General features: G+C 66.2%; 22 protein-coding genes. 12 read left to right on the forward strand and 10 right to left on the reverse strand.

Features of this window, described 5'->3' with window-relative positions; all coding sequences use genetic code 11:
* Positions 1-37: 37 nt before the first annotated feature.
* Positions 38-2,446 carry a GcvT family protein gene (locus C8N44_RS07860; RefSeq protein WP_107975748.1) on the reverse strand — a complete coding sequence of 803 codons (2,409 nt, stop codon included), beginning with the start codon at positions 2,444-2,446 and terminating at the stop codon, positions 38-40.
* Positions 2,447-2,840: 394 nt separating this feature from the next.
* On the opposite strand from C8N44_RS07860, the gene C8N44_RS07865 reads away from it, so the two are divergent.
* Positions 2,841-4,004, forward strand: a complete 1,164-nt coding sequence (locus C8N44_RS07865; protein WP_107975642.1) for a sensor histidine kinase — start codon at positions 2,841-2,843, stop codon at positions 4,002-4,004.
* On the opposite strand, the gene C8N44_RS07870 is transcribed toward C8N44_RS07865, so the two are convergent.
* Positions 3,976-5,286, reverse strand: coding sequence for an HlyC/CorC family transporter (locus tag C8N44_RS07870; RefSeq protein ID WP_107975643.1), 1,311 nt, complete (start codon positions 5,284-5,286; stop codon positions 3,976-3,978). The two genes, C8N44_RS07865 and C8N44_RS07870, sit on opposite strands and share 29 nt — an antisense overlap.
* 70 nt (positions 5,287-5,356) lie before the next feature.
* Between C8N44_RS07870 and C8N44_RS07875 the strand changes: the two genes are divergently transcribed.
* Entirely contained in the window at positions 5,357-6,181 is an 825-nt protein-coding gene (locus tag C8N44_RS07875) for a metallophosphoesterase family protein (protein ID WP_107975644.1), read from the forward strand.
* 4 nt (positions 6,182-6,185) lie between these two features.
* On the opposite strand, the gene C8N44_RS07880 is transcribed toward C8N44_RS07875, so the two are convergent.
* From C8N44_RS07880 to C8N44_RS23565, 3 genes are read right to left on the reverse strand one after another with little or no spacing between them, the layout of a single operon-like run.
* Positions 6,186-7,109 (reverse strand): site-specific tyrosine recombinase XerD, encoded by a 924-nt coding sequence (locus C8N44_RS07880; protein ID WP_107975645.1) that lies wholly within the window; start codon positions 7,107-7,109, stop codon positions 6,186-6,188.
* Positions 7,106-8,575, reverse strand: coding sequence for a hypothetical protein (locus C8N44_RS07885; protein WP_146178826.1), 1,470 nt, complete (start codon positions 8,573-8,575; stop codon positions 7,106-7,108). The genes C8N44_RS07880 and C8N44_RS07885 overlap by 4 nt, the downstream gene beginning before the upstream one ends.
* Positions 8,565-8,714, reverse strand: a complete 150-nt coding sequence (locus tag C8N44_RS23565; protein ID WP_170121071.1) for a hypothetical protein — start codon at positions 8,712-8,714, stop codon at positions 8,565-8,567. Before C8N44_RS23565 ends, C8N44_RS07885 begins: the two co-directional genes overlap by 11 nt.
* Positions 8,715-8,811: 97 nt before the next feature.
* Here C8N44_RS23565 and C8N44_RS07890 point away from each other — a divergent pair, with 97 nt between their 5' ends.
* On the forward strand, positions 8,812-9,381 hold the full coding sequence (locus C8N44_RS07890) for a shikimate kinase (RefSeq protein WP_107975647.1): 570 nt from the start codon (positions 8,812-8,814) through the stop codon (positions 9,379-9,381).
* On the forward strand, positions 9,378-10,517 hold the full coding sequence (aroB, locus tag C8N44_RS07895) for a 3-dehydroquinate synthase (RefSeq protein ID WP_107975648.1): 1,140 nt from the start codon (positions 9,378-9,380) through the stop codon (positions 10,515-10,517). The genes C8N44_RS07890 and aroB overlap by 4 nt, the downstream gene beginning before the upstream one ends.
* 87 nt (positions 10,518-10,604) lie before the next feature.
* Here aroB and C8N44_RS07900 read toward each other — a convergent pair whose 3' ends face one another.
* The 3 genes from C8N44_RS07900 to gyrA form a co-directional block, all read right to left on the reverse strand.
* Positions 10,605-10,955, reverse strand: coding sequence for a DUF6614 family protein (locus C8N44_RS07900; protein ID WP_107975649.1), 351 nt, complete (start codon positions 10,953-10,955; stop codon positions 10,605-10,607).
* Between the two features lie 68 nt (positions 10,956-11,023).
* Positions 11,024-11,416, reverse strand: coding sequence for a DoxX family protein (locus C8N44_RS07905; protein WP_107975650.1), 393 nt, complete (start codon positions 11,414-11,416; stop codon positions 11,024-11,026).
* A gap of 157 nt (positions 11,417-11,573) precedes the next feature.
* Positions 11,574-14,318, reverse strand: coding sequence for a DNA gyrase subunit A (gene gyrA, locus C8N44_RS07910; protein WP_107975651.1), 2,745 nt, complete (start codon positions 14,316-14,318; stop codon positions 11,574-11,576).
* 194 nt (positions 14,319-14,512) lie between these two features.
* On the opposite strand from gyrA, the gene C8N44_RS07915 reads away from it, so the two are divergent.
* The 3 genes from C8N44_RS07915 to msrB all read left to right on the forward strand — a co-directional run bounded on the left by C8N44_RS07915 (position 14,513) and on the right by msrB (position 16,136).
* On the forward strand, positions 14,513-14,782 hold the full coding sequence (locus tag C8N44_RS07915) for an usg protein (protein WP_107975652.1): 270 nt from the start codon (positions 14,513-14,515) through the stop codon (positions 14,780-14,782).
* Between the two features lie 117 nt (positions 14,783-14,899).
* Entirely contained in the window at positions 14,900-15,451 is a 552-nt protein-coding gene (locus tag C8N44_RS07920; RefSeq protein ID WP_107975749.1) for a fasciclin domain-containing protein, read from the forward strand.
* A gap of 211 nt (positions 15,452-15,662) precedes the next feature.
* Positions 15,663-16,136 carry a peptide-methionine (R)-S-oxide reductase MsrB gene (gene msrB / locus C8N44_RS07925; RefSeq protein WP_107975653.1) on the forward strand — a complete coding sequence of 158 codons (474 nt, stop codon included), beginning with the start codon at positions 15,663-15,665 and terminating at the stop codon, positions 16,134-16,136.
* Between the two features lie 202 nt (positions 16,137-16,338).
* On the opposite strand, the gene C8N44_RS07930 is transcribed toward msrB, so the two are convergent.
* Positions 16,339-16,977, reverse strand: a complete 639-nt coding sequence (locus C8N44_RS07930) for a J domain-containing protein (RefSeq protein WP_107975654.1) — start codon at positions 16,975-16,977, stop codon at positions 16,339-16,341.
* Between the two features lie 75 nt (positions 16,978-17,052).
* On the opposite strand from C8N44_RS07930, the gene C8N44_RS07935 reads away from it, so the two are divergent.
* Positions 17,053-17,310: a BolA family protein gene (locus tag C8N44_RS07935; protein WP_107975655.1), complete on the forward strand. Its 258-nt coding sequence runs from the start codon at positions 17,053-17,055 to the stop codon at positions 17,308-17,310.
* A gap of 373 nt (positions 17,311-17,683) precedes the next feature.
* Here the strand turns inward: C8N44_RS07935 and gatB are convergent, their stop codons facing one another.
* The gene (gene gatB, locus C8N44_RS07940; RefSeq protein ID WP_107975656.1) at positions 17,684-19,192 is read right to left on the reverse strand and encodes an Asp-tRNA(Asn)/Glu-tRNA(Gln) amidotransferase subunit GatB; all 1,509 of its coding nucleotides are present in this window, start codon (positions 19,190-19,192) and stop codon (positions 17,684-17,686) included.
* A 144-nt stretch (positions 19,193-19,336) separates the two neighbouring features.
* Here gatB and purS point away from each other — a divergent pair, with 144 nt between their 5' ends.
* From purS to C8N44_RS07960, 4 genes are read left to right on the forward strand one after another with little or no spacing between them, the layout of a single operon-like run.
* Entirely contained in the window at positions 19,337-19,567 is a 231-nt protein-coding gene (purS, locus tag C8N44_RS07945) for a phosphoribosylformylglycinamidine synthase subunit PurS (RefSeq protein WP_107975657.1), read from the forward strand.
* A 48-nt stretch (positions 19,568-19,615) separates the two neighbouring features.
* On the forward strand, positions 19,616-20,284 hold the full coding sequence (gene purQ, locus C8N44_RS07950) for a phosphoribosylformylglycinamidine synthase subunit PurQ (protein ID WP_107975658.1): 669 nt from the start codon (positions 19,616-19,618) through the stop codon (positions 20,282-20,284).
* Positions 20,285-20,341: 57 nt separating this feature from the next.
* Positions 20,342-22,084, forward strand: coding sequence for a sensor histidine kinase (locus C8N44_RS07955; protein ID WP_425352936.1), 1,743 nt, complete (start codon positions 20,342-20,344; stop codon positions 22,082-22,084).
* A gap of 8 nt (positions 22,085-22,092) precedes the next feature.
* Positions 22,093-23,427: a sigma-54-dependent transcriptional regulator gene (locus C8N44_RS07960; protein ID WP_107975750.1), complete on the forward strand. Its 1,335-nt coding sequence runs from the start codon at positions 22,093-22,095 to the stop codon at positions 23,425-23,427.
* Positions 23,428-23,431: the final 4 nt, after the last annotated feature.

The following is a 23,431-nucleotide window of genomic DNA, read 5'->3' on the forward strand; positions in this document are numbered from 1 at the left end:
AGATCGTTGCGCAAAATTGGGCCAAAAAGACGTATACTTAATCCGAGATGCGTGATCGTCCGGGATCAAGAAGCGGTTCGGAGAGCATGGTCGCGGGACACATCTTGCCAAGGATTTCGATCTCGGCCTTCAGCCCGGACCGGACCAGCGTCCTTGGGACCAGCGCCAGCGCCACCGATTTGCGAGCGTGGTGCGAATAGCCGCCCGAGGTGCAGAACCCCTGAACGCTTCCGTCGATCCAGACCGGCTCGTAGGCGTGGACGTCGGCATCTTCCGTCGTGACCTCGAGGGGGGCAAGCATCCGCTCGGGCGGTTCGGTGCGTTCGGCCTCCGCGGCCTCGCGGCCGAGGAAGGGCGCACCCTTGGTCCAGTCGATGAACCGGTCGAGCCCGGTTTCCGCGGCGGTGTAGTCGGGCGAGTACTCGCGGCCCCAGGCGCCGAAGAACCGGTCGAGCCGCAACGACATCATCGCCCGCATCCCGAAGGGCCGCATGCCATGCGCGGCGCCTGCCGCGGTCAGGGTCCACCAAAGCTGCCTCTGCGCCATGGGATCGCAGTAGATCTCGTAGCCGAGGTCGCCGGTGTAGCTCAGCCGCTGGACAAGGCAGTCGGTCATGCCGAGCGTTATCCGCCGCACGTCCATGAACCGCAGGTCCGAGACATCCTCGCGCGTGCAGGCGGCGAGCACCTCGAGCGCCTTGGGGCCCGCGATCTGGAAGCCGGTCAGGCGGTCGCTCACGTTCTCGATCCGCACGTCGCCCTCGAGATGAGAGAGGAACCAGCGCATATGATAGGCCTGCGCGCCGTAGCTGGCGGTGAGGTGGAAGGTCATTTCATCAATGCATGAAATGGTGAAATCGCCGATGATCCGGCCCGCCTCGGACAGCATCGGGGTGAGCGCGACGCGCCCCGGAAAAGGCACCCGGCCCGCCATGATCCGGTCCAGCCAGGCCCGCGCGCCCGCGCCCGTCACCCGGTATTTTCCGAAGTTCTGCAATTCGTTGATACCGCAGCCATTACGGACGGCCGCGACCTCGCGCGCGGTGGCATCGAAGGCGTTGGAGCGGCGGAAGCTCGGTGTCTCGAGCCGCGGCTCGTCGCCCTCGGCAAAGTAGTTCACGACCTCCAACCCGTATTGCGCGCCCCAGACCGCGCCCATGGTGTCGAAGAGATCGTACATGGGCGTGGTGCGGTTCGGGCGCGCGGCGGGCAGTTCCTCGTTCGGGTAGCTCACGGAAAAGCGTTTCTGGTAGTTCTCGATCACCTTGGGACGTGTGTAGCCCGGGCTGATCCAGTCGCCGTAGCGCGCCACGTCCATGGCGGCGGTGTCGCGTTCGCATTCGCCCTCGACCATCCACTGCGCCAGCATGAGCCCCACGCCGCCGCCCTGGCTGAAACCCGCCATGACGCCGCAGGCAGACCAGTAGCCGGGCATCCCCGGCACCGGCCCCACCAGCGGGTTGCCGTCGGGGGCAAAGGTGAAGGGCCCGTGGATCACCGATTTCACGCCGGCGCGTTCCAGCACGGGAAAGCGGCGATAGGCGAATTCGATGCTGTCCTCGATCTTGTCGAAATCGTCGGGCAGAAGCTCGTGCCCGAAATCCCAGGGCGTGCCATCCACGGCCCAGGGGCGGCAGGGCTGTTCGTAGAACCCGATGCAGAGCCCGCGTCCCTCCTGCCGCAGATAGCTTTCGCCTGCCGGGTCCATGACGTGGGGGTGCTCGCTGTCGCGCTCGTAGATCTCGGGTGTCTCGTCGGTGACGATGTACTGGTGCTCCATGGGGTGAAGCGGCAGGTACACGCCCGCCATGGCGCCGACTTCGCGCGCCCAGAGCCCGGCGGCATTCACCACGTGCTCGGCGTGGATGGTGCCCTTGTCGGTGACGACTTCCCAGGTCCCGTCGCCGCGGGGATTGGTCTCGAGAACCTTGGTGTGCAGTTCGATCTCGGCCCCGGCGAGGCGCGCGGCACGGGCATAGGCGTGTGTCGTGCCGGAAGGGTCGAGGTGCCCGTCGAGCGGGTCGTAGAGCGCGCCGATGATGCCGTCGAGGTTGATGATCGGCGCAAGCTCGGCGATCTCCTCGGGGCCGACGATATGCGTGTCGAGCCCCATGTAGCGGTGCTTGGCGCGCTCGGCGAGAAGCATGTCGAAGCGGTCGGCGTTGTCGGCCAGCGTCAGCCCGCCCACGTGATGCAATCCGCAGTTCAGGCCGGTCAGTTCCTCCAGTTCCTTGTAGAGCCGGATCGTATAGCCCTGCAGCGCGGCCATGTTGGTATCGCCGTTCAGCGTGTGGAAGCCGCCCGCCGCGTGCCACGTGGAGCCCGAGGTCAGCTCCGATCGTTCGAGCAGGACCACGTCGGACCAGCCCAGCTTGGTAAGGTGATAGGCCACCGAACATCCGACGACCCCGCCGCCGATCACGACCGCCCGTGTGCTGGATTTCATCTTGGTCTCCGCTTGCCCCTGGTTCATTGCTGGCGCGGCGCGCGCGACGCGGGCTTGTCATTCAGCGACATCCCGTGTCGCAGACGGGCCGCTCACCCCGCCAAGGCCAAAAGCGATCACGCGGCCCGGCGCGCCTGCACAAAACTTGGGAGGCAGCAGCGACGAGCACGCATGCTGCACTCAGAGCGAGTTCCTGACCGTTCTTGTTAACCTTTTGATTGTAGCTGCCCGCGCAGCGCGAGCTATGCCGAATGACACTCCGCCGGGGGTTAAGTCATTGATCCGTCGAGCTTCATAAAAGAATGAAAGGTGCCGAAAGGCTGTCATTGAAGTATTGACGTCGGGCACTGTCCGGTTAACCTGACAGTGGTTCACATGATTTGGGGATGCCGGGATGCTGGCACGGAAACCTGAAGGCTCCGCTGCGCGCCTTGCCACGCTGGAGTCCTTCGAGATTCTCGACAGCGGGCGGGAGAAAGCCTTCGACGAGGTGGTCGATCTCGCCGCGCGCATCTGCGACGTGCCGGTGGCCCTCATCAGCTTCGTCGACCGTGACCGCCAGTGGTTCAAAGCCTCCGTCGGGATGGAGCGCAACGAGACGCCCCTGGGCGAGTCCATCTGTTCGCATGCCATCCTCGCCGAGGACGACATCATCGAGATCCCGGACACGGCTCTGGACACGCGGACCGCCGAGAACCCGCTGTGTTCGGGCGCGCGCGACCGGATGCGGTTCTACGCCGGCGCGCCGCTCGTCGCATCGAACGGCCACAAGGTCGGCACGCTCTGCGTTCTCGACGACAAGCCGCGCCACCTGACCGATCTGCAGCGCGACACGCTCAAGGTGCTGGCCGGGCAGGTTATGCGTCAGCTCGAACTGCGCCGTGCCCTGCGCAACGAGGAAGTCCTGCGCAAGGAAATCGACCACCGGGTCAAGAACTCGCTCCAGACCGTGCTGTCGGTGATCCGCATCTACGGGGGGCGGCTCAACAGCGAAGAGGCGCGCGACGCCATGTCCGCGGTGGAACGCCGAGTGCAGGCGGTGGCGCAGCTTCACGCCGAACTCACCCGCAGCACCCATCTCGACCGGGTCGAGCTGCACGCCTACCTCGACCGCGTGGCACGGCTACTACAGGATCAGGCGCCGCGCGGCGTCCGTGTCGAGACCGATCTGGGTGAGTTGACGGGCAGTTCGCGCACCGCGGCCGTCATGGCCATGGTGGTCAGCGAATTTGTCGCCAATGCCTTTAAGCACGCCTTTCCGGACGGCCGCGAGGGGCAGGTGCGCGTCACGCTCGGGCGGACGGGGCAGGGGCTGCGCCTGTCGTGCAGCGACGACGGCATCGGTGTGACCTCGGTGGCGCCGGCGGCGGCCAATTCGGATATCGCCAGCATCGGCACACGGCTGATGGAGGCCGCCGCCGAGCAGATCGGCGGAGCACTGGATCTCAGGGGGGACGAGGAGGGCTATCGCCTGACGCTCGATCTTCCTGAAATGACGAGCGACGACGAGGATCTGGAGGAGCCGAAGGTCAGAGCGGGCGAATTTTCAGCCGCGTGATGCGGTTGCCTTCCCGTTCGACGACCTCGAAGCGGAAGCCATGAAAACTGAAGACCTGCCCAACGGTCGGGATCATCTGCGCCTCGTGCAGCACGAGGCCTGCGACGGTGTTCGCTTCCTCGTCCGGCAGGGTCCAGTCGGTGGCGCGGTTGAAGTCGCGGATCGTCATGCCGCCCTCGACCCAGTAGGTCCCGTCCTCGGCGCGGCGGATCGGGAAATCGCCGTCGGGGTCGAACTCGTCGGTGATCTCGCCCACGATCTCCTCGAGGATGTCCTCGAGCGTGATCATCCCCTGCAGGCTGCCGTATTCGTCCACCACGAGGGCAAAATGCGTGCGGCGGCGCAGGAACTGCCGCATCTGATCGTCGAGCGAGGTGGTGTTCGGCACGAAGTAGGGCTTCATCGCCACGTCCGCGATGCGAAAGGTCTCGAGCGCGGCAAAGCCCTTTTCGCCGGCCTCGCCAAGCAACTTGTACATGGCGCGCAGCAGGTCCTTGGCGTGGATCACGCCGATGATGTTCTCCTGCTCCTCGCGGAAGACGGGCAGGCGGGTGTGCGGGCTCTCGAGACACTGGTTCAGGATGTCCTGAGGCTCGGAATCCGCATCGATCATCTCGATGCCCGAGCGGTGCAGCATGACCTCTTCCACGGTGCGTTCGGCCAGGTCGAGCGCGCCGAGAATCCGGTCGCGGTCTTCCTTCTCGACCACGCCTTCGGAATGGCCGAGGTTCAGCGCGCCGGCGATTTCCTCGCGCACGGCAAGGATCTGGCTGTCGGGATCGGTCCGCACGCCGAAGACCCGCAGAACCCCGCGCACCAGCATTCGCACCAGCGACACCATGGGCGCGAACAGCTTGACCACGACCGAGATCGGCGTCGCGACGCCCGCGGCCGCGCTTTCGGGGTTGGTGATGGCATAGGTCTTGGGCAGCACCTCGGCGAAGATCAGCACAAGCAGCGTCATGACGATGGTCGCCAGCGCCACGCCGCTTTCGCCGAAGAGGTTGGTGAACAGCGCCGTCGCCAGAGACGTGGCCAGGATATTGACGAGGTTGTTGCCCAGCAGCACCGACCCGATCAGCCGCTCGCTGTCCTCTGTCAGCTTCAGCGCACGTTCCGCCCCCTTCGAGCCACGGTCGATGGCCGCGCGCAGCTTACCGCGCGAGGCCGCCGTCAACGCGGTCTCGGAACCGGAGAAGAAGGCGGACAGCATGATAAGGCACAAAATTGCCGCGGAGGTGATCCAGAATGCGGCGTCGAGAAGGGTCGTATCGGTTTCCATCATCCGGGCCTTGTTGTCGGGGACAGTGGGGTTATGGGATGGGGCCCGGCGGCCTGCAAGGGGAGTTGCAATGCGCGTCTTTGATCTGGGCCCGCGCCACGGCCCGATGCTGGCCTTTGGCGGACCCTATTCCAACCTTCATGCCCTGCGCGCCATGCGCGGGCTCGCCCGGGCCGAGAATTTCGACAAGAAATCGGTCATCTGCACCGGGGACGTGGTCGCCTACGGCAGTCAGCCGCGCGAATGCGTCGCAGAGATGCGCAAGTGGGGGATCACCTGCGTGGCCGGCAACTGCGAGCTGCAGCTTGCGGCAGGCGCCGACAGCTGCGGCTGCGGATTCACGGCAGGGTCGCTTTGCGACGCCCTCTCGGCTGGCTGGTACGGCTATGCCAACGACACCCTGACCGAGGTCGAGCGCACCTGGATGGCGGCCTGCCCGGATCTGGTGGTCTTCACCATGGGCGGCCGGCGGTACGTTGTACTGCACGGTGGTGCCAGCGCCGTGGCGGAATTCCTCTGGCACGACAGCCCTGTCTCGGCCTTCGCGCAGGAGGTCGCCATGCTCGAGGACGTGCTTGGCGGCCCAATCGACGCGGTGATCGCGGGCCACAGCGGCGTGCCTTTCCGGCGGCGCGTGGCAGGGGTCGACTGGATCAACGCGGGCGTCATCGGCATGCCGGCCCACGATGGCACGGCCGCGACGCGCTTCGCGGTCATCCACCCCACTGGCGATGTCGACCAGCGCGAGCTTCTCTACGACGCGCAGGCGGCGCATGACCACATGGTCGCCAAGGGGCTGACCCAAGGCTACCACACCGCGCTGCTGTCTGGCTGGTGGCCATCCGAGGACGTCCTGCCGCACTCACTGCGCCGGATCCAGGGCGTCGCCGAGTAGGTTCCTAGCCTTTCGACAGGGGGTGATGCTCCAGCACGAGCGCGCGCAGCCGCTCTTCCAGAACGTGGGTATAGATCTCGGTCGTTGCCACGTCGGCATGGCCCAGAAGCGTCTGGATCGCCCGCAGGTCGGCGCCGTTTTCCAGCAGATGCGTTGCGAAGGCGTGGCGCAGCGTGTGCGGCGTGACCTTCTCGGGGGACACGCCCGCGCGAACGGCAAGATCCTTGATCCGCAGGTAAAAGGCGTGCCGGGTCAAGTGCCCGGCCTTGCCGCGCGAGGGAAAGAGAAAGCCCGAGGCCGAGTGGCCGGCCATCCGCGCGGCATCCTCCTGTGCGTCGCGCAGCGCCACCCATGTGGCGAGCGCCTCGCGGGCAGGCGGCGAGAGCGGCACCATGCGTTCCTTGCCGCCCTTTCCGCGGATCAGCAGCATCCGCGGATCACCCCGCGCCGCGCTCAGCGGCAGCGCCACAAGTTCGCTCACGCGCATACCGGTGGCATAGAGCAGCTGCATCAGGCATCGGTCGCGCGCGCGGTCTGTCTCGTTGCGGCCATGGCTCTCGGCCGCCTCGAGCAGCCGGTCGACCTCTTCCAGCGAGAGTGTCTTTGGCAGGCGCTTGTCCCGTCCGGGGCCCGCGATCCGGATCGCGGGATTGTCCTCGCGCAGGCCTTCCTCGAAGGCAAAGCGATATAGCTGCTTCAGCGCCGAAAGCCGCCGGGCCCGCGTGGCGCGCGACAGCCCCCGCGCGTCGCAGTCCACAAGATAGGCCTCTAGATCTGCCATCTGCGCGCGCTGCAGGTCCTTGCCCTGATCAGTGAGCCAGGCCTCGGCATGATCGAGGTCCCGCCTGTAGCTCTCGAGCGTGTTGCGCGCCGCGCCGCGCTCGGCCGCCAGCGCCTCGAGGAAGAGCGGAACCCAGCCTCCGCTCATCGCCGCGCCCGTTCCGCATCGAGCAGCATGACCTGCAAGGCGGCCTGCCGCGCCGCATCCTCGAGCCCGATCTGCCGCATCGCGGCCAGCGCGTCGGTCAGGTCGTCACCGTTGCCGGCCGCCCCCGCCGAGAAAAGCGCGATGGCCCGCAGGATCACCTCGCCAAGCCGCCCGTCCGAAAGCTGCGCTTCAAGTTGCATCGGCATGGCGGCATCCCCGAAAGCCGCCGCAACGGCATCGGCATGGGGCAGGGCGGGCAGCTCCGTCGCTGCCAATGTCTCGCCCGCGGCGATCGCGGCGAGGAAGGCGCCCTCCGGCCCCTCTGCGCCACGCAGCAGGCTCTCGTAATCGGGCGAGAGCGCCGCGGCGCGCAGCGCGATCTCCGCCGCGCGCCCCGTCAGGTCGATCCTGGAAAGATCGCTCGCGAAGAGCTCCGAGAACGGCACAAGCAGCCCGGCGCTGGCCATCTGCGGCCAGACCGCCCGCAGAGCCGGCGCGATCCGGTCCGGCCTGCGGCTTCGGAGCGCCACTTCGAAATCCTGCAGCGCCGCCACCCGGTCCCAGACCCCGCCCGAGGCCGCGGCCTCCCGCTGCGTATAGAGGCCCAAAAGCCGGTTCGCCGGAAGGCTGCCCGCGCGCGCCAGCCGCTCTGCCGCCAGAAGCTGCGCCCGCCAGCCATTGTCGCCGCTCAGGTCCTGCACGGCAAAGGGCAGGGGCAACGGATCGGTGGGCAGCGGCTCGCCGATGGCCTCGAAAAGCCGCACTTCGAGCGGCGTCGGCCGGACCGGCGGCGTCAGCGCGCGCTGCGGTTCCGCCTCGGGATCGAGGAAGAGCGCGATCAACGCGGCATCCCGGGGCGCCAGCGCCCCCATCGCAGCTGCCGCCCCATGGCTCAGCGCGGCGCGATCCCACTGGCCCGCGCGCGCAAGGCAGTAGATCCGCAGCCCGAGGTCGTCGGTCAGGGTGGGGCGTGCGGCGATCTCCCTGCAGGGGCCCTGCGGTCGCCCCATCAGCAGACTCAACTCGGCCCACCGCGTGAAAAGCTCCGGTGCCGCATGCCCCGACCGTTCCACGAGCGCCAGCGCCTCCTCGACGGCGCCCTGTGCCTCGAGCCGGTCGAGTCGCGCGGCCAGCAGGGTCACGCCCCCGGGCTGCGGCGGTTCGGCCTCGGCCAGCATCAGCGTCACCAGAAGCGCCCGCAACACCGGCACCGACGGGTCCACTGCCGCCACCAGGTCGGCCAACGTATCGGCCCGCGACCCGACCCAGAGATCGGCGGGAAGTCCTGTCACCGCCGGCGACAGCAGGCCCACGCCACCGGGTCCGGGATCGCCCAGCGAGCGCTCCTCGACCTGCGGCGGCAGGCCGCTCTGGACGCTCTCGGAGAGAAAGGGCTGCGCCATCGCGCAGGGTGCGGCAAGGAGAAGGGCCACGAGCGACCCCGCGGCGGCGGATCTAGTCCGCATCAAGCTCCACCGGAAGGCGCCGCTCGGTCTGGGGCGGGGCGAAGTCGGCGCCGAAGTACGGCCCCACATACGCATAGGCCACCAGCGCGATCGCCGCCAGAATCGCAAGATAGATCAACCACTTCAGGATGCGCCCCATGTTGCGCTCACTCCCTGCCCCGATATTTTTCGCTTTGTACCTAGCCTTTTTGGAGGCTTCACGTCATTCACGCAATGATCACATCAATGGGCAACGGATGGCCGAGAGACAAGGGCAACAGGGCAGCAATCTTCGCCGGACGGTGGTTCTGGTCGGCATGATGGGGGCGGGCAAGACCGCGGTGGGCCGCACGCTCGCCGCGCAGCTTGGCGTGGGCTTCCGCGATTCGGACCAGGAGATCGAGCGCGCCGCCAGCATGAGCATCCCCGAGATCTTCGCCCGCGACGGCGAGCCGTTCTTCCGCGCGCGCGAACACGAGGTCATCTCGCGCCTGCTCGACGGGCCGCCCTGCGTGCTCTCGACCGGCGGCGGGGCGTTCCTCTCCGAGGCCAACCGTAGGGTCATGTCGGAAAAAGGTGTCTCGGTCTGGCTCGACGCCGATCTCGAGACGCTCTGGCAGCGAGTGCGACACAAGGGCACGCGGCCGCTTTTGCGCACCGCCGATCCCCACGCCACCCTGGCGGCGCTGCACGCCGAACGCGCGCCGGTCTATGCGCTGGCTGACCTCACCGTGCCCTCCGACCGCGACATCAGCCTCGCCGACATGGCCCTGCGCGTGCAGGCCGCACTTGTCGCGCGCGGCGACATCCTGGAGCAGACCCCATGACCGGCCAGACCGCCCCTGACAGCGCCCCCGAAATCGCAACCGTGTCCGTGCCGCTGCCGGGGCGGGAATACGACGTTCGCATCGGCCCGGGGCTCATCGCCCGTGCGGGTGCGGAAATCGCCCCGCTGCTCGCCCGGCCCCGTGCGGTGATCGTCACCGACGCCAATGTGGCCGCAGCCCATCTGTCCGCCCTGCAGGACGCTTTGCGCACCGTCGGCATCGCCTCCGAGGCGCTGACCCTGCCGCCCGGCGAGGGTACCAAGAACTGGGAGAACCTCACCCGCACCTGCGACTGGCTGCTCGACCAGAAGGTGGAACGCCGCGACGTGGTCATCGCGCTTGGCGGTGGCGTGATCGGCGATCTTGTCGGCTTCGCTGCTGCCGTCCTGCGCCGCGGCGTGCGTTTCGTCCAGGTGCCCACCAGCCTGCTGGCGCAGGTCGACAGCTCGGTCGGCGGCAAGACCGGCATCAACACGGGCCATGGCAAGAACCTGATCGGCGCCTTCCACCAGCCCGCGCTGGTGCTGGCCGACACCGCCGCGCTCGACACGCTGCCGCCGCGCGATTTCCGCGCGGGCTATGGCGAGGTGGTGAAATACGGGCTGCTGGGCGACGCGGATTTCTTCCACTGGCTCGAGGACAACGGCGCCGCTGCCGCCCGCGGCGATGCGGCAGCCCGCCAGCACGCGGTGAAACGCTCGGTCGAGATGAAGGCCGAGATCGTGCTGCGCGACGAGACCGAGCAGGGGGACCGCGCGCTGCTGAACCTCGGCCACACCTTCTGCCACGCGCTCGAGGCGGCGACCGGCTATTCCGACCGGCTGCTGCACGGCGAGGGTGTCGCGGTGGGCTGCGCGCTGGCCTTCGACCTCTCCGCCCGCCTCGGCCTTTGCCCGCAGGAGGACCCGAGCCGTGTCTCGGCACATCTGCGCGCCATGAACATGAAGGCAGATCTGTCGGACATCCCCGGGCATCTGCCGGATGCAGACGCGCTGCTGGACCTCATGGGGCAGGACAAGAAGGTGGTGGACGGTCAGCTGCGCTTCATTCTGGCGCGCGGAATCGGGCAGGCCTTCGTTACCTCGGACGTCCCGCGTGATGCGGTGCGCGACCTCCTGGCCGAGCGCCTCGCCTGAGGCTTCTTTTCGCCGGAAATACCTCGGGGGAGGCCCAAAGGGCCGGGGGCAGAGCCCCCTCTGCCGCGTCTCAAGGCCGCCATCACCTCAGAAGAAGGCGACCCGCTCGGCGCGTTCGGGGTCGGGGAAACGCCGGTAGAGCCCGACGTCGGCGGTGACGATCTGGTTGTGCACGGCGTTGTAGAGCTGCTCGATCTCCTCGTCGGGCTGCACCAGCGTCCGGAAGGCGCGGTCGAGCTGGCCCATGTCCTCGACCTCGATGTTGAGCAGGAAATCCGTGTGACGGTCGGATGAGAGCCCGAGCTTGCGCCGGTAGAGATGCCAGTCGACGATGACGTCGCGCGACTTCAACAGGTCCATCCATTCCGCCAGCGCCTTGGCGAAGACCAGCGACTTGGCCTCCTTCTTCAACTCGATCGAGCAGGTGTAGAGATTCATTCGGGGCGATCCTTTCGCGCGGGTTGCCCGCAGGATCGCCCCGAAAACTTGCTTGCAAGTTAAGCTAGTCAGGCCGCGACGGTGGTGCTGCGGCCCATGACGCGGTCGAGAGACCAGGCGCCGGCGCCAGCCACGGCGATGGCGATGTAGCCGCCGGCCATGGCGAGGTTCTTCAGAAGCTGGGTCTGTTCGGAACCGTGGTACATGACGGCGGTCACGATGCAGAAGGCGGCCAGCGCCAGCGCGACGATGCGGGTCTGGAAGCCCAGGATCAGGGCGAGGCCGCCCAGGATCTCGAACAGCACGGCGGGCCAGGCGAGGAAGGCGGGAATGCCGCCGGCGGCCATGTACTGGGCAAAGCCGTCGACGCCGCCGAGCTTGCCCCAGCCGGACAGCAGGAACAGGAGTCCCATCAGGATGCGGGCGACGAGCATGGCGGTGTTGTGAGTGGTAGCGTTCATTCGGTCAGTCCTTTCGGAAACGGGATGACCGGAACATGGCGCCAAACGAAGTTGTGCGGAATTCGAGAGTTTCTCACATCTCGGGTGCGCTCGCGCGCAGAAGCGGCGCTCACTTTCGCGTCAGCCGGCGCCGAAACGGGCGGCGCCGGCCGGGAAATCATTCCTCGGGGGTCTCGGAGGTGCCCGGGGTCTCGTCGTCTTCGGCCTGCTCGGCGATCCAGGCCACGCTGACCACGGTCTCGCCCGCGCCGGTGTTGAAGACCCGCACCCCGCCCGCGCTACGCGACCGGAAGCTGATGCCCTCGACCGGCACCCGGATCGACTGGCCCTTGGAGGTGGCGAGCATGATCTGGTCGTCCATCTCGACCGGGAAGGAAGCGACCAGAGGACCGCCCCGCATGGCCTTGTCCATGGCCATCACGCCCTGGCCGCCACGCCCGCGCACCGGGTAGCCGTGGCTCGAGGACAGCTTGCCGTAGCCCTTGGAGGTGATCGTCAGGATCAGGTTCTCGGCCGCCGACATCTCGGCGTAGCGTTCCTGCCCGATGGTGGCATTGGCGTCGGTCTCTTCTTCGTCCGTCGCTTCAGCTTCGTCCGCCAAACCCGCGACAGCCCTGCGCATTTTCAGGTAGGCCGCACGTTCGTCGGAGCTCGCCTCGAAGTGGCGGATGATCGACATGGAGACCACGCGGTCGCCGTTGTGCAGGCGGATGCCGCGCACGCCGGTGGACTTGCGACCCTTGAAGACCCGCACGTCGGTGGTCGGGAAGCGGATCGCGCGGCCCGAGTCGGTAACCAGCATCACGTCCTCGTCTTCCGAGGCGATCCGCGCGTTAACAAGTTCAACGCCCTCGGGCAGTTCCATGGCGATCTTGCCGTTGCGCATGACGTTGGTGAAATCCGACAGCGCGTTGCGGCGGACGTCGCCCGCCGAGGTGGCAAAGACGATCTGCAGGTCGTCCCAGTCCTCTTCCTCTCGGTCCACCGGCATGATGGCCGCGATCGACACGCCCTGCGGAATCGGCAGGATGTTGACAATGGCCTTGCCCTTCGACGTTCGCCCGCCCAGCGGCAGGCGCCAGCACTTGAGCTTGTAGACCATGCCCGCCGTCGTGAAGAACAGCAGCTGCGTGTGCGTGTTGGCCACGAAGAGCGAGGTCACCACGTCGTCGTCCTTGAGCGAGCCGCCAGAGAGCCCCTTTCCGCCGCGCTTCTGTGACCGGAAATCGGCCAGCGGCGTGCGCTTGATGTAGCCGCCCTGGGTGACGGTCACGACCATGTCCTCGCGCTCGATCAGGTCCTCGTCGTCGAGGTCGGCGGCGTAGTCAACGATCTCGGTCCGGCGCGGCACGGCATAGGCATCGCGCACGGCGCGCATCTCGTCGCCGATGATGCTCATGATGCGCTCGCGGCTCGACAGGATATCGAGGTAGTCCTTGATCTTGGCGGCAAGCTCCTCGAGCTCGTCGGTGACCTCCTTCACGCCCAGTTGCGTCAGGCGCTGCAGGCGCAGCTCCAGGATCGCGCGGGCCTGCGCCTCGGAGAGGTAGTAGGTCCCGTCCTCGTTGATCGTGTGCGTGGGATCGTCGATCAGCCGGATGTAGGGCGCGATGTCATGCGCCGGCCAGCGGCGGTTCATGAGCCTTTCGCGCGCCTCCGACGCATCCGCGGACGACCGGATCGTCGCCACGACCTCGTCCACGTTCGACACCGCCACGGCCAGACCGCAGAGGATGTGCGACCGCTCGCGCGCCTTGCGCAACAGGTAGGCCGTGCGCCGCGCCACCACGTCCTCGCGGAAATCCACGAAGGCGGTGAGGAAGGCGCGCAGGGTCAGCTGTTCGGGCTTGCCGCCGTTCAGCGCCAGCATGTTGCAGCCGAAGCTGACCTGCATCGGCGTGAAGCGGTAGAGCTGGTTCAGCACCACGTCGGGCGTCGCGTCGCGGCGCAACTCGACGACAACCCGCACGCCCTCGCGGTCGGATTCGTCCTGCACGTGGGCGATGCCCTCGATCTTCTTGTCGCGCGCCGCCTCGGCGATGCGCTCGATCATGGTCGACTTGTTCACCTGGTACGGGATCTCGTCGATGACGATGGCAAAGCGGTCCTTGCGCAGCTCCTCGATGCGGGTCTTGGCCCGGATCAGCACGCTGCCGCGCCCCTCGAGGTAGGCCTTGCGTGCGCCCGACCGCCCGAGGATCACGCCGCCCGTGGGGAAGTCCGGGGCGGGGATGTATTCGATCAGCTGCTCGGAACTGAGGTCCGGCTGCTCGATCAGCGCCAGCGTCGCGTCGATCACCTCGCCGAGGTTGTGCGGCGGGATGCGCGTCGCCATGCCGACGGCGATGCCTTCGGAGCCGTTGACCAGGATGTTGGGATAGCGCGCCGGCAGCACCAGCGGCTCGTTGCGTTCGTTGGCGTAGTTCGGGACGAAATCGACGGTTTCCTTGTCGATGTCCTCGAGCAGCGCCTCGGCGACCTTTTCAAGCCGCGCCTCGGTGTAACGATAGGCGGCTGGCGGGTCGCCATCCATGGAGCCGAAGTTGCCCTGGCCGTCGATCAGCGGCACCGACATGGAAAAGTCCTGCGCCATCCGCACCAGCGCGTCGTAGACCGCGCTGTCGCCGTGGGGGTGGTAGCGGCCCATGACGTCGCCGACGGCGGTGGCGCACTTGCGGTAGGGCTTGGACGAGGTCTGGCCGTTCTCCCAAAGCGTATAGAGAATGCGCCGGTGCACAGGTTTCAGGCCGTCGCGCAGGTCCGGAATTGCACGGCTGACGATCACCGACATGGCGTAGTCGAGGTAGCTCGACTTCATCTCCGACGTGATGGAGATCGCCGGACCGCTGCGCGGCTTCGGTGTTTCGTCTTCGTTTTCAGGGGGTTGCGGGGTATCGTTCAAGTTCGTCGCCCGTCCGTTGTTCTGCCATATATTGTTGAGAGCACCTTATCAGAGACAGGATATGGGGTGCAATGGCAGCGGGGCTCTTGCATGTTGGCAGCCACCTCGGACTGCTGACAACATCCTGTTTTCATTGATTTTTCACGACTCGCTTCGCAAGATTTCCGATACGGCAAGTTGAACGAGGTAACAAGATGCAGGAAAGCGAAACCGAATTGCTGCTCAAGGGCTACGGGCTGACGACGGCCGAACTCTTCTACCGGATGCCCGACTACAAGAACGTGCTCAACAGCTACATCTGGCAGGACTACGACCTGGCCCCGGATCATCCACGGCTCTTCAAGTTCATCGAGTTCTGGCAGTCCGAGATCGAGGGGCCGCTGCACTCGGTCCGTTTCACCCACCGCCAGAAGCTGTCGAGCGGCGAATGGCGGAACGTCGTGGGCGAACTCTCCTACCACTGACAGACCGGCGCCGCTCACGGCCTCGTGAACGGCGCCTCCGAAACCGCGCTCTTCTTCCTTCCGTGTCTTCGCGCAGATCCCGCCGACACCCGGCGGGGCATCGAAAGGGAGAAGAAGATGAAACGCATTGCTTTCGCCACCGCCGCCGCGACCCTGATTGCGGGAAGCGCCTTCGCGCAGGGCAACCTGCCCATGGTCGGCGGCGCCGCCATGTACCCCGACCGCACCATTGTCGAGAACGCGGTGAACTCCGCCGACCACGAGACGCTCGTTGCTGCCGTCACCCAGGCGGGCCTGGTCGAAACGCTCAGCGGGGAGGGGCCCTTCACCGTTTTCGCGCCCACCGATGCGGCCTTCGACCGGATCAAGGAGGATGATCTCGCCACGCTGATGAGCGATCCCTACAAGGCGCAGCTGACCAAGATCCTGACCTGCCACGTGGTTGCCGCCAATGCCATGTCGGACGCCATTGCCGGCATGATCGCCGATGACGGCGGCATGCACCCGGTCGAAACCGTGGGGGGCTGCACCCTGCAGGCCATGATGGACGGCGACGAGATCACGCTTGCGGACGAAAACGGCCGCGAGGCCACGGTGACGATCGCCGACGTCGCGCAATCGAACGGGGTCATCCACGTGATCGACCGCGTCCTGCTTCCGGCTCAGTAAGGCCGGCACCGGACGGTCGGTCGGGCCCCTTCAGTCCCGGCCGGTCGCAGGGGCGCGTATCTGTCACAACCTCAAGAGCACCCGGGTGCGCGCCCCGCCATTCCCTGCATCCGCCCGCACCGACATGTCGCCATTCTCGCGTCATCGTGCAGAGGTTTGCCTTGCCGGAGACGCGGCCGGGGCACACCTTGCGGGCAAGGAGGACCGAGACATGAAACGACGCACATTCCTGGCCGCCACGGCCGCCACGCTCGGCATCACCCGCAGCGCGCAGGCCGCCGAGGACGACTACGAGGTCACCCGCACCGAGGCCGAGTGGCGCGCGATGCTGTCAGATATCGAGTTTCGCGTGATGCGGGAGGAGGGCACCGAACGGGCCTTTTCCTCCGAGCTGCACGATCTCAAGGCCGAGGGGATCTACCACTGCCGCGGTTGCGACCAGCGGCTCTACTCCTCGGAGCACAAGTACGACAGCGGCACCGGCTGGCCCAGCTACTGGCGCGCCATCGACGACAGCCTGATCGGCACCAAGCCCGACCGCACGCTCTTCATGACGCGGACCGAGGTACATTGTTCGCGCTGCGGCTCGCATCTTGGGCACATCTTCGACGACGGTCCCGATCCGACGGGCAAGCGCCATTGCCTGAACGGCGTCAGCCTGACCTTCCGCGACGCCGCAGCATGACGGGCCGCGGAGCAGGACGCTCCGATGACATCCGGACAGCAAAAAGGGCCTTCGTGATATGCCCCCGAAGGCCCTTCCTGTTCGTGAGTGGATGTCGCTCTGTCTGACCCGATGCTGCCACAGCGTCAGACGACATGTCACGCGCTAACTTTGACATCCTCTATCGCAGGTTGATTTTCGCCGACCTGTGACCGATCTGCCCTCACTTGAAGCTGCGGCTGTCCTTGAGCTGGTCCCAAGCCCAGACCACCTGCTGCAGCTGTTCTTCCTGGCTGCGGTCCCCGCCGTTCATGTCGGGGTGCAGCACCTTGATGAGCGCCTTGTAGGCTCGGCGGATTTCCGCCTTCGACCAGGTGTCCTTGGCGTCGAGAATCTCGATTGCCTTGCGCTCGGTAGGCGGCAGCTTGCGGGTGTGACCCGAGCCGTTCGCGTTTGCCCCGCGGCCAGGGTTGCGGGTCGCGTTCTGGCCCAGGACCTGGTGCGCGTCTTCGATGCCGAGCCGGGCCCAGGCGCGCTGCTCGGGGTCGCGCCAGTCCTTGGTGCGCCTCTCCCAGACCTTGTCGGTCGTGTTCTGGGCGTTCATCTCCGCTTCGGTCTTGCCGTCGAAGAAGTTCCACTTGAGGTTGTATTCGCGGACGTGATCCTTGCAGAACCAGTAGAAATCGTCGAGCACGTCCGGTGCCTTCGGGGCCCGGAACTTGCCGGGCCTTTCGCACCCCGGATGGTCGCAAACGCGGGTTGAGGTTTCCTGTTCGCCCGACATGCCCCGCCGGCCACGCGGGTTCTTCTTCTTGGCCGACTTGATCGACATGTCGAATCCGAAGGGGTCTTTATCAGTCATCGCGAACCTCTTTTCGACTCGGACGCGGCAGTGTAGACGATCCGGCGCGGTTGAACAGGGGCAGGGAGCCGAAAAATGACGCGCACGGAACGGATCGAGACACGCCTTCGCGAGGCGTTTTCGCCCGCGCACCTGGAGGTGCGAGACGACAGCGAAAGCCACCGCGGCCATGCCGGATACCAGGAAGGCGGCGAAAGCCATTTCGTGGTCGTGATCCGCGCCAAGGCTTTCGAAGACAAGTCCCGCATCGCCCGCCATCGTGCCGTGCACGAGGCACTTGGCAAAGAGCTCGTCTCCGAGATCCACGCGCTCTCGCTCGACATCGACACCTAAAAGAAGCGCTGCAAAAGCGAAAAAGGACGGCCCCGGCAAGGGCCGCCCTCGAAGCCGAAAATTGGCTCATTTGCTCGTTTAAAAAAGAGTCTTCGTGGTTCTATAAAAAAGTCTTGGTCGTTATCGAAAAGGGTCTTTGAAAAGTCTCACTCACTCACCGTCCGGTAATCTCCGGCTCAACTCCTTACCCCACGTCTTCAATAACTCTTTCTTAACACAATCAGAACGATTCGCGCACGCACGAATCACGCGTCAAAGCGAGATTATGGCGGAAACCGCGTGATTGAGGTGGAAATGGGGAGTAATTGTGCGCAAGGCCCGTCGGCACGTGGCCGTTCCGGGGCGACCCGCCGTCTCCGGCGGGTCGTGTGCCTCAGCCCTTCAGCTTGGAGCTGACAAGCTCGTTCACGGCCTTGGGGTTGGCCTTGCCACCGGTGGCCTTCATCACCTGGCCCACGAACCAGCCCGCAAGCTTCGGGTTCTGCTTGGCTTTTTCGACCTGCTCCGGATTGTCGGCGATGATCTGGTCGACCGCGGCCTCGATGGCGCCGGTGTCGGTCACCTGTTTCAGCCCTTCACTCTCGACGATCTCCGCCGGCGCGCGTCCGCTTTCGATGTGCTTCTCGAGCACGTCCTTGGCGATCTTGGTGCTGATCTCGTCTTTGGCGACCATCTCGAGGATGGCGGCGTTGACCTCGGGGGCCACGATCTCGCGAGGGCTGACCTCGGCCTTGTTGGCGCGGCCCAGAACCTCGTTGATGACCCAGTTGGCGGTCTTCTTGCCATCGCCGCCACCAACCGAGGCCTCGAAGTAGTCGGCGAGGTCACGCTCGGCGGTCAGCACGTCGGCGTCGTATTCCGTCACGCCGAAATCCTTCACGAAGCGGGCCTTCTTTTCGTCCGGCAGCTCGGGCAGGTGGGCTGCGATGTCATCCACCCAAGCCTGCTCGATCTCGAGCGGCAGCAGGTCGGGATCGGGGAAGTACCGGTAGTCGTGCGCCTCTTCCTTGGACCGCATCGAGCGCGTCTCGCCCTTGTCGGGATCGTAGAGACGGGTTTCCTGAACGATCTCGCCGCCGCCTTCGAGGATGGCGATCTGGCGCTTCGCCTCGTAGTCGATGGCCTGCTGGATGAACCGCATGGAGTTCATGTTCTTGATCTCGCAGCGCGTACCCAGATGGGAGAAATCCTGCGTCTCCATGTATTTCTCGTAGGCGCCGGGACGGCAGACCGACACGTTCACGTCAGCCCGCAGGTTGCCGTTCTGCATGTTGCCATCGCAGGTGCCGAGATAGCGCAGGATCTGGCGCAGCTTGACCACGTAGGCCGCCGCTTCCTCGGGACCGCGGATGTCGGGACGCGAGACGATTTCCATCAGCGCCACGCCAGTCCGATTGAGGTCCACGAAGGACATGGCCGGATCCATGTCGTGGATCGACTTGCCGGCGTCCTGCTCGACGTGAATGCGCTCGATGCGCACCTTGCGCGCGACGCCCGGTTCCATGTCGACGATGATTTCGCCTTCACCGACCAGCGGGTGATAGAGTTGCGAGATCTGGTAGCCCTGCGGCAGGTCGGGATAGAAGTAGTTCTTGCGATCGAAGGCCGAACGCAGGTTGATCTGCGCCTTCAGGCCCAGCCCCGTGCGCACCGCCTGTGCGATGCAGAATTCGTTGATGACCGGCAACATGCCCGGCATGGCCGCGTCCACGAACGAGACGTTGGAGTTGGGTTCGGCGCCGAATTCGGTCGAGGCGCCCGAGAACAGCTTGGCCTTGCTGGACACCTGCGCATGCACCTCCATGCCGATGACCAGTTCCCAGTCGTGTTTTGCCCCGGCGATCACCTTGGGCTTGGGGGGCTCGAAGCTCAGATCCAGCATGGCAGACACCCTTTTCCGCGTGCGATGACCTGCCGGATAGCGCGCCGCGTCCTGCGGGGCAAGGCGGCGTGCCGGATTCCCCCTTGCATTTGATGCCCCGATGCGGTTCCACCCCACCAAACGCCAGATCGCGGGAGAGGGGCCATGAAGGCACGGGTGCATGTGATGCTCAAGGAAGGGGTTCTCGATCCCCAGGGCGAGGCCGTGCGCCACGCGCTCGGAAGCCTCGGCTTCGACGGCGTGCAGGGCGTGCGCCAGGGCAAGGTGATCGAGCTCGACCTCGCCGACGGCACGACCGAGGACACGGTGCGCGAGATGTGCGAGAAGCTGCTCGCCAACACCGTGATCGAAAGCTACCGCATCGAGATGCCGTAGGCCCTCCGGGCGCCCGGGTTTTTATCCATTCCAGCAAGGAACGCTGCCATGAAAGCCGCAGTCATCGTCTTTCCCGGCTCCAATGCCGATCGCGACCTCAAGGTCGCCTTCGAGAACGCGGGCTTTTCCGTCGACATGGTCTGGCACAAGGACACCGATCTGCCCTCGGGCATCGACATGATCGGCATCCCGGGTGGGTTCTCCTTCGGGGATTACCTGCGCTGCGGAGCCATCGCCGCGCAGTCGCCCATCACCCGCGCGGTCGCGGCCCATGCCGAGCGCGGCGGCTATGTCTTCGGCGTCTGCAACGGCTTCCAGGTGTTGACCGAAACCGGGCTCCTGCCGGGTGCTCTGCTGCGCAATGCCGGGCTGAAGTTCATTTGCCGCACCACGCCTCTGCGCGTCGAGCGGACCGGCACCCCCTGGACCGAGGCTTATGGTGCGGGCGCCGAGATCGACATCCCGATCTCGCACCACGACGGCAACTACACTGCCGACGCGGACACGCTCGACCGGCTCGAAGGCGAGGGCAGGGTGGCCTTCCGCTACCTCGCCAACCCCAACGGCTCGGCCCGCGACATCGCCGGCATCGTCTCCGGGAACGGGCGGATCCTCGGGATGATGCCGCACCCCGAGCGCGCGGCGGAAAATGCCCATGGAAACGAGGATGGTGCGCGCCTTTTCGCTCATCTTCCCGGCGCCCTCACCGCCGCCTGACTTGAGAGGCAGGCGTCACACGCCTATCCTTGCGCAATGGCGACGCCCCCGACCTCCATGCTGCGCACGCGCCGCGGCAGCCCGATCTCCTGGCGCATGCGTCTGTCCCTGCTGGGACTGTTCGTGGTCGCGGCTTCGACCGTCTGGATCACCAACCATCTGCTGACCGACCGGTTCACCGAGACGACGCGCAACCGGTCCGAGCTGCGGCTGGCGCTCTACTCGGGCAACCTCGTCTCCGAGCTGCGCCGCAACGCCATCGTGCCGCAGCTACTGGCGCGCGATCCCTCGCTGATCGCGGCGCTGAACTCGGGGGACTACAGCCAGACCTCGCAGCGGCTCATCTCCTACATCGACGAGATCGGCGCCGCCTCGCTGATGCTGCTCGACCGCGAAGGGCGCACCGTCGCGGCCACCGACCGCAACCGGCTGGGTGAAAACCACCGGAACGCCCCCTATTTCGTCGACGGGTTGCGGTCGAACGCCACCGTCTTCACGACCATGCAGCGCGAGGCGGGCGGCTATGCCTTCACCTATTCGCGCAAGGTGGAAAGCCAGAACCAGCCAATCGGCGTGATCGTGGTCGAGGTCGACCTCGCCAAGTTCGAACGGGCCTGGGCCGGCATCACCAGCGCCGTCTTCGTCACCGATTCCGAGGGTACCATCATCCTCGCGACCGAACCGCGCTGGCGCGGGCTGACGCCCAGCGAGGCGCTCGACGAACGTCCGCCCGACACCGCCATCGAACGCGCCATCCAGGTCACCGCCGACTGGACCAAGCAGGAGGCCGACGCCTACCTTGAGGGCGAGGCGGTGATGCGCATCGACGGGCGCGTGCCCTTCCGCGGCTGGTCGATCAGTTCCTTCACCACCTATTCCAGCGTGCGCGAGAAGGTGAACGCCGTCCTCGCGCTCGAGATCATGGGCTTTGCCCTGCTGGCCGCACTCGCCTTCTACGCGCTTTCACGTAAAGCCACGCTGCGCATGACGCTTTTCCAGCGCGACGCCGCCGAGATGCGCGCACTCAACGCCCGTCTCAGCCGCGAGATCGCCGAGCGCGAGAAGGTCCAGAAGAACCTCGCCGTTGCAGAGCAGACGCTGGCGCAAAGCTCCAAGCTCGCCGCTCTGGGCGAGATGTCCGCCGCTGTCAGCCACGAGCTGAACCAGCCGCTGGCCGCGATGAAAACCTATCTCGCCGGCGCGCGCCTCCTGCTCAACCGCAACCGCCCGGACGAGGCGCTCAGCGCCTTCCACCGTATTGACGACCTGATCGAACGCATGGGCGCCATCACCCAGCAGCTCAAGTCCTACGCCCGCAAGGGGCAGGAGGCCTTCAGCCCGGTCGACATGGCCGAGGCGCTGGCCAGCAGCCTTTCCATGATGGAGCCGCAACTCAAGGCGCGTCGCGTGCGGATCTCCAAGATCCTGCCCGACGACCCGGTGCGCGTCATGGGCGACCGCATGCGGATCGAACAGGTTCTGGTGAACCTGCTGCGCAACGCGCTCGACGCCACCAAGTCCGTCGAAGACCCGGAAATCGAGATCATCCTTGCCGCGGGCGAGACCGCGACACTCTCGGTGCGCGACAACGGCCACGGCATTCAGGATCTCGATGCGCTCTTCGAGCCTTTCTATACCACGAAACAACCCGGGGACGGGGTGGGGCTGGGTCTCGCCATCTCCTCGGGGATCGTCAGCGACCTGGGCGGCCGACTGACCGCCCGCAACGGGCAGAACGGGGGCGCCGTCTTCGAGATGCAGCTTCCCGTGCTCAACGAAAACCAAGAAGCCGCGGAGTGAACCGTACCATGGCCAATGCAATGAAGATCGCCATCGTCGACGACGAAAAGGACATGCGCCAGTCGATCAGCCAGTGGCTGGCCCTGTCGGGCTACGACACCGAAACCTTCGCCAGCGGCGAAGAGGCGCTCGGTGCCCTCGGGCCCGACTATCCCGGGGTGGTCATCACCGATATCAAGATGCCCGGCATGGATGGCATCCAGCTGCTGCGCAAGCTCATGGGGCAGGACAGCGCGCTGCCCGTCATCATGATCACCGGCCATGGCGACGTGCCCATGGCGGTCGAGGCCATGCGCATCGGCGCCTTCGATTTCCTCGAAAAGCCCTTCAACCCCGACCGCATGTCGGAACTGGCCAAGAAGGCCACCAACGCCCGCCGCCTGACGCTCGACAACCGGGCGCTGCGCAGCGAACTCGCCGGCGGCGAGCAGATCATGAACAAGTTCATCGGCGACAGCCCGGCCATGCACCGCCTGCGCGAGGACATCCTGGATCTCGGCCAGGCCGACGGCCACGTGCTGATCGAGGGCGAGACCGGCACCGGCAAGACGCTGGTCGCCCACGCCCTGCACGCCGTGGGCGCCCGCGCCGGCAAGAAGTTCGTGCTGGTAAGTTGCGCCGCCCACGACGAGGACGCGCTCATGCGCCGTCTCTTCGGGCCCATGCTGCCCGACGACATGCGCCTGCCCGCCATCGAAGAGGCCCGCGGCGGCACCCTCGTGCTCGAGGATATCGAGGCGCTCTCCGACGCTTCGCAGGCCCGGTTGCTGTCGGTCATCAACGATCAGGGCACCCCGTCGGAGACCCGCATCGTCGCCATCTGCAATCTTCAGGACGAAGGCCGCACCTGCGAAACCGCCCTGCGCAGCGACCTCTACTACCGGCTGGCCGCGCTCAAGATCACCGTGCCGCCGCTCCGGGGCCGGGGTGAGGATATCCTCACGCTCTTCACCCGCTTCACCGAGCAGTTCGCCGATGAATACGGTTGCGAGGCGCCCCACGTCAGCGCGCAGGAGGCGGCGCAGCTGCTGCAGGCGCCCTGGCCGGGCAACGTCCGCCAGCTCATCAACCTCGCCGAACGCGCGGTGCTGCAATCGCGGCGCGGGCAGGGCACCATCGCCTCGCTGCTGATGAACGACCACGACCAGATGCAGCCGGTGATGACGACCGAGGGCAAGCCGCTCAAGGAATACGTCGAAGCCTTCGAGCGCATGCTGATCGACAACACCATGCGCCGCCACAAGGGCGCGATCTCGGCCGTGATGGAAGAGCTCTGTCTGCCGCGGCGGACGCTCAACGAAAAGATGACCAAGTACGGTCTCCAGCGGGCCGACTACCGCTGAGAAA

The sequence above is a fragment of the Allosediminivita pacifica genome (assembly GCF_003054175.1).
GTDB classification, from domain to species: Bacteria; Pseudomonadota; Alphaproteobacteria; order Rhodobacterales; family Rhodobacteraceae; genus Allosediminivita; species Allosediminivita pacifica.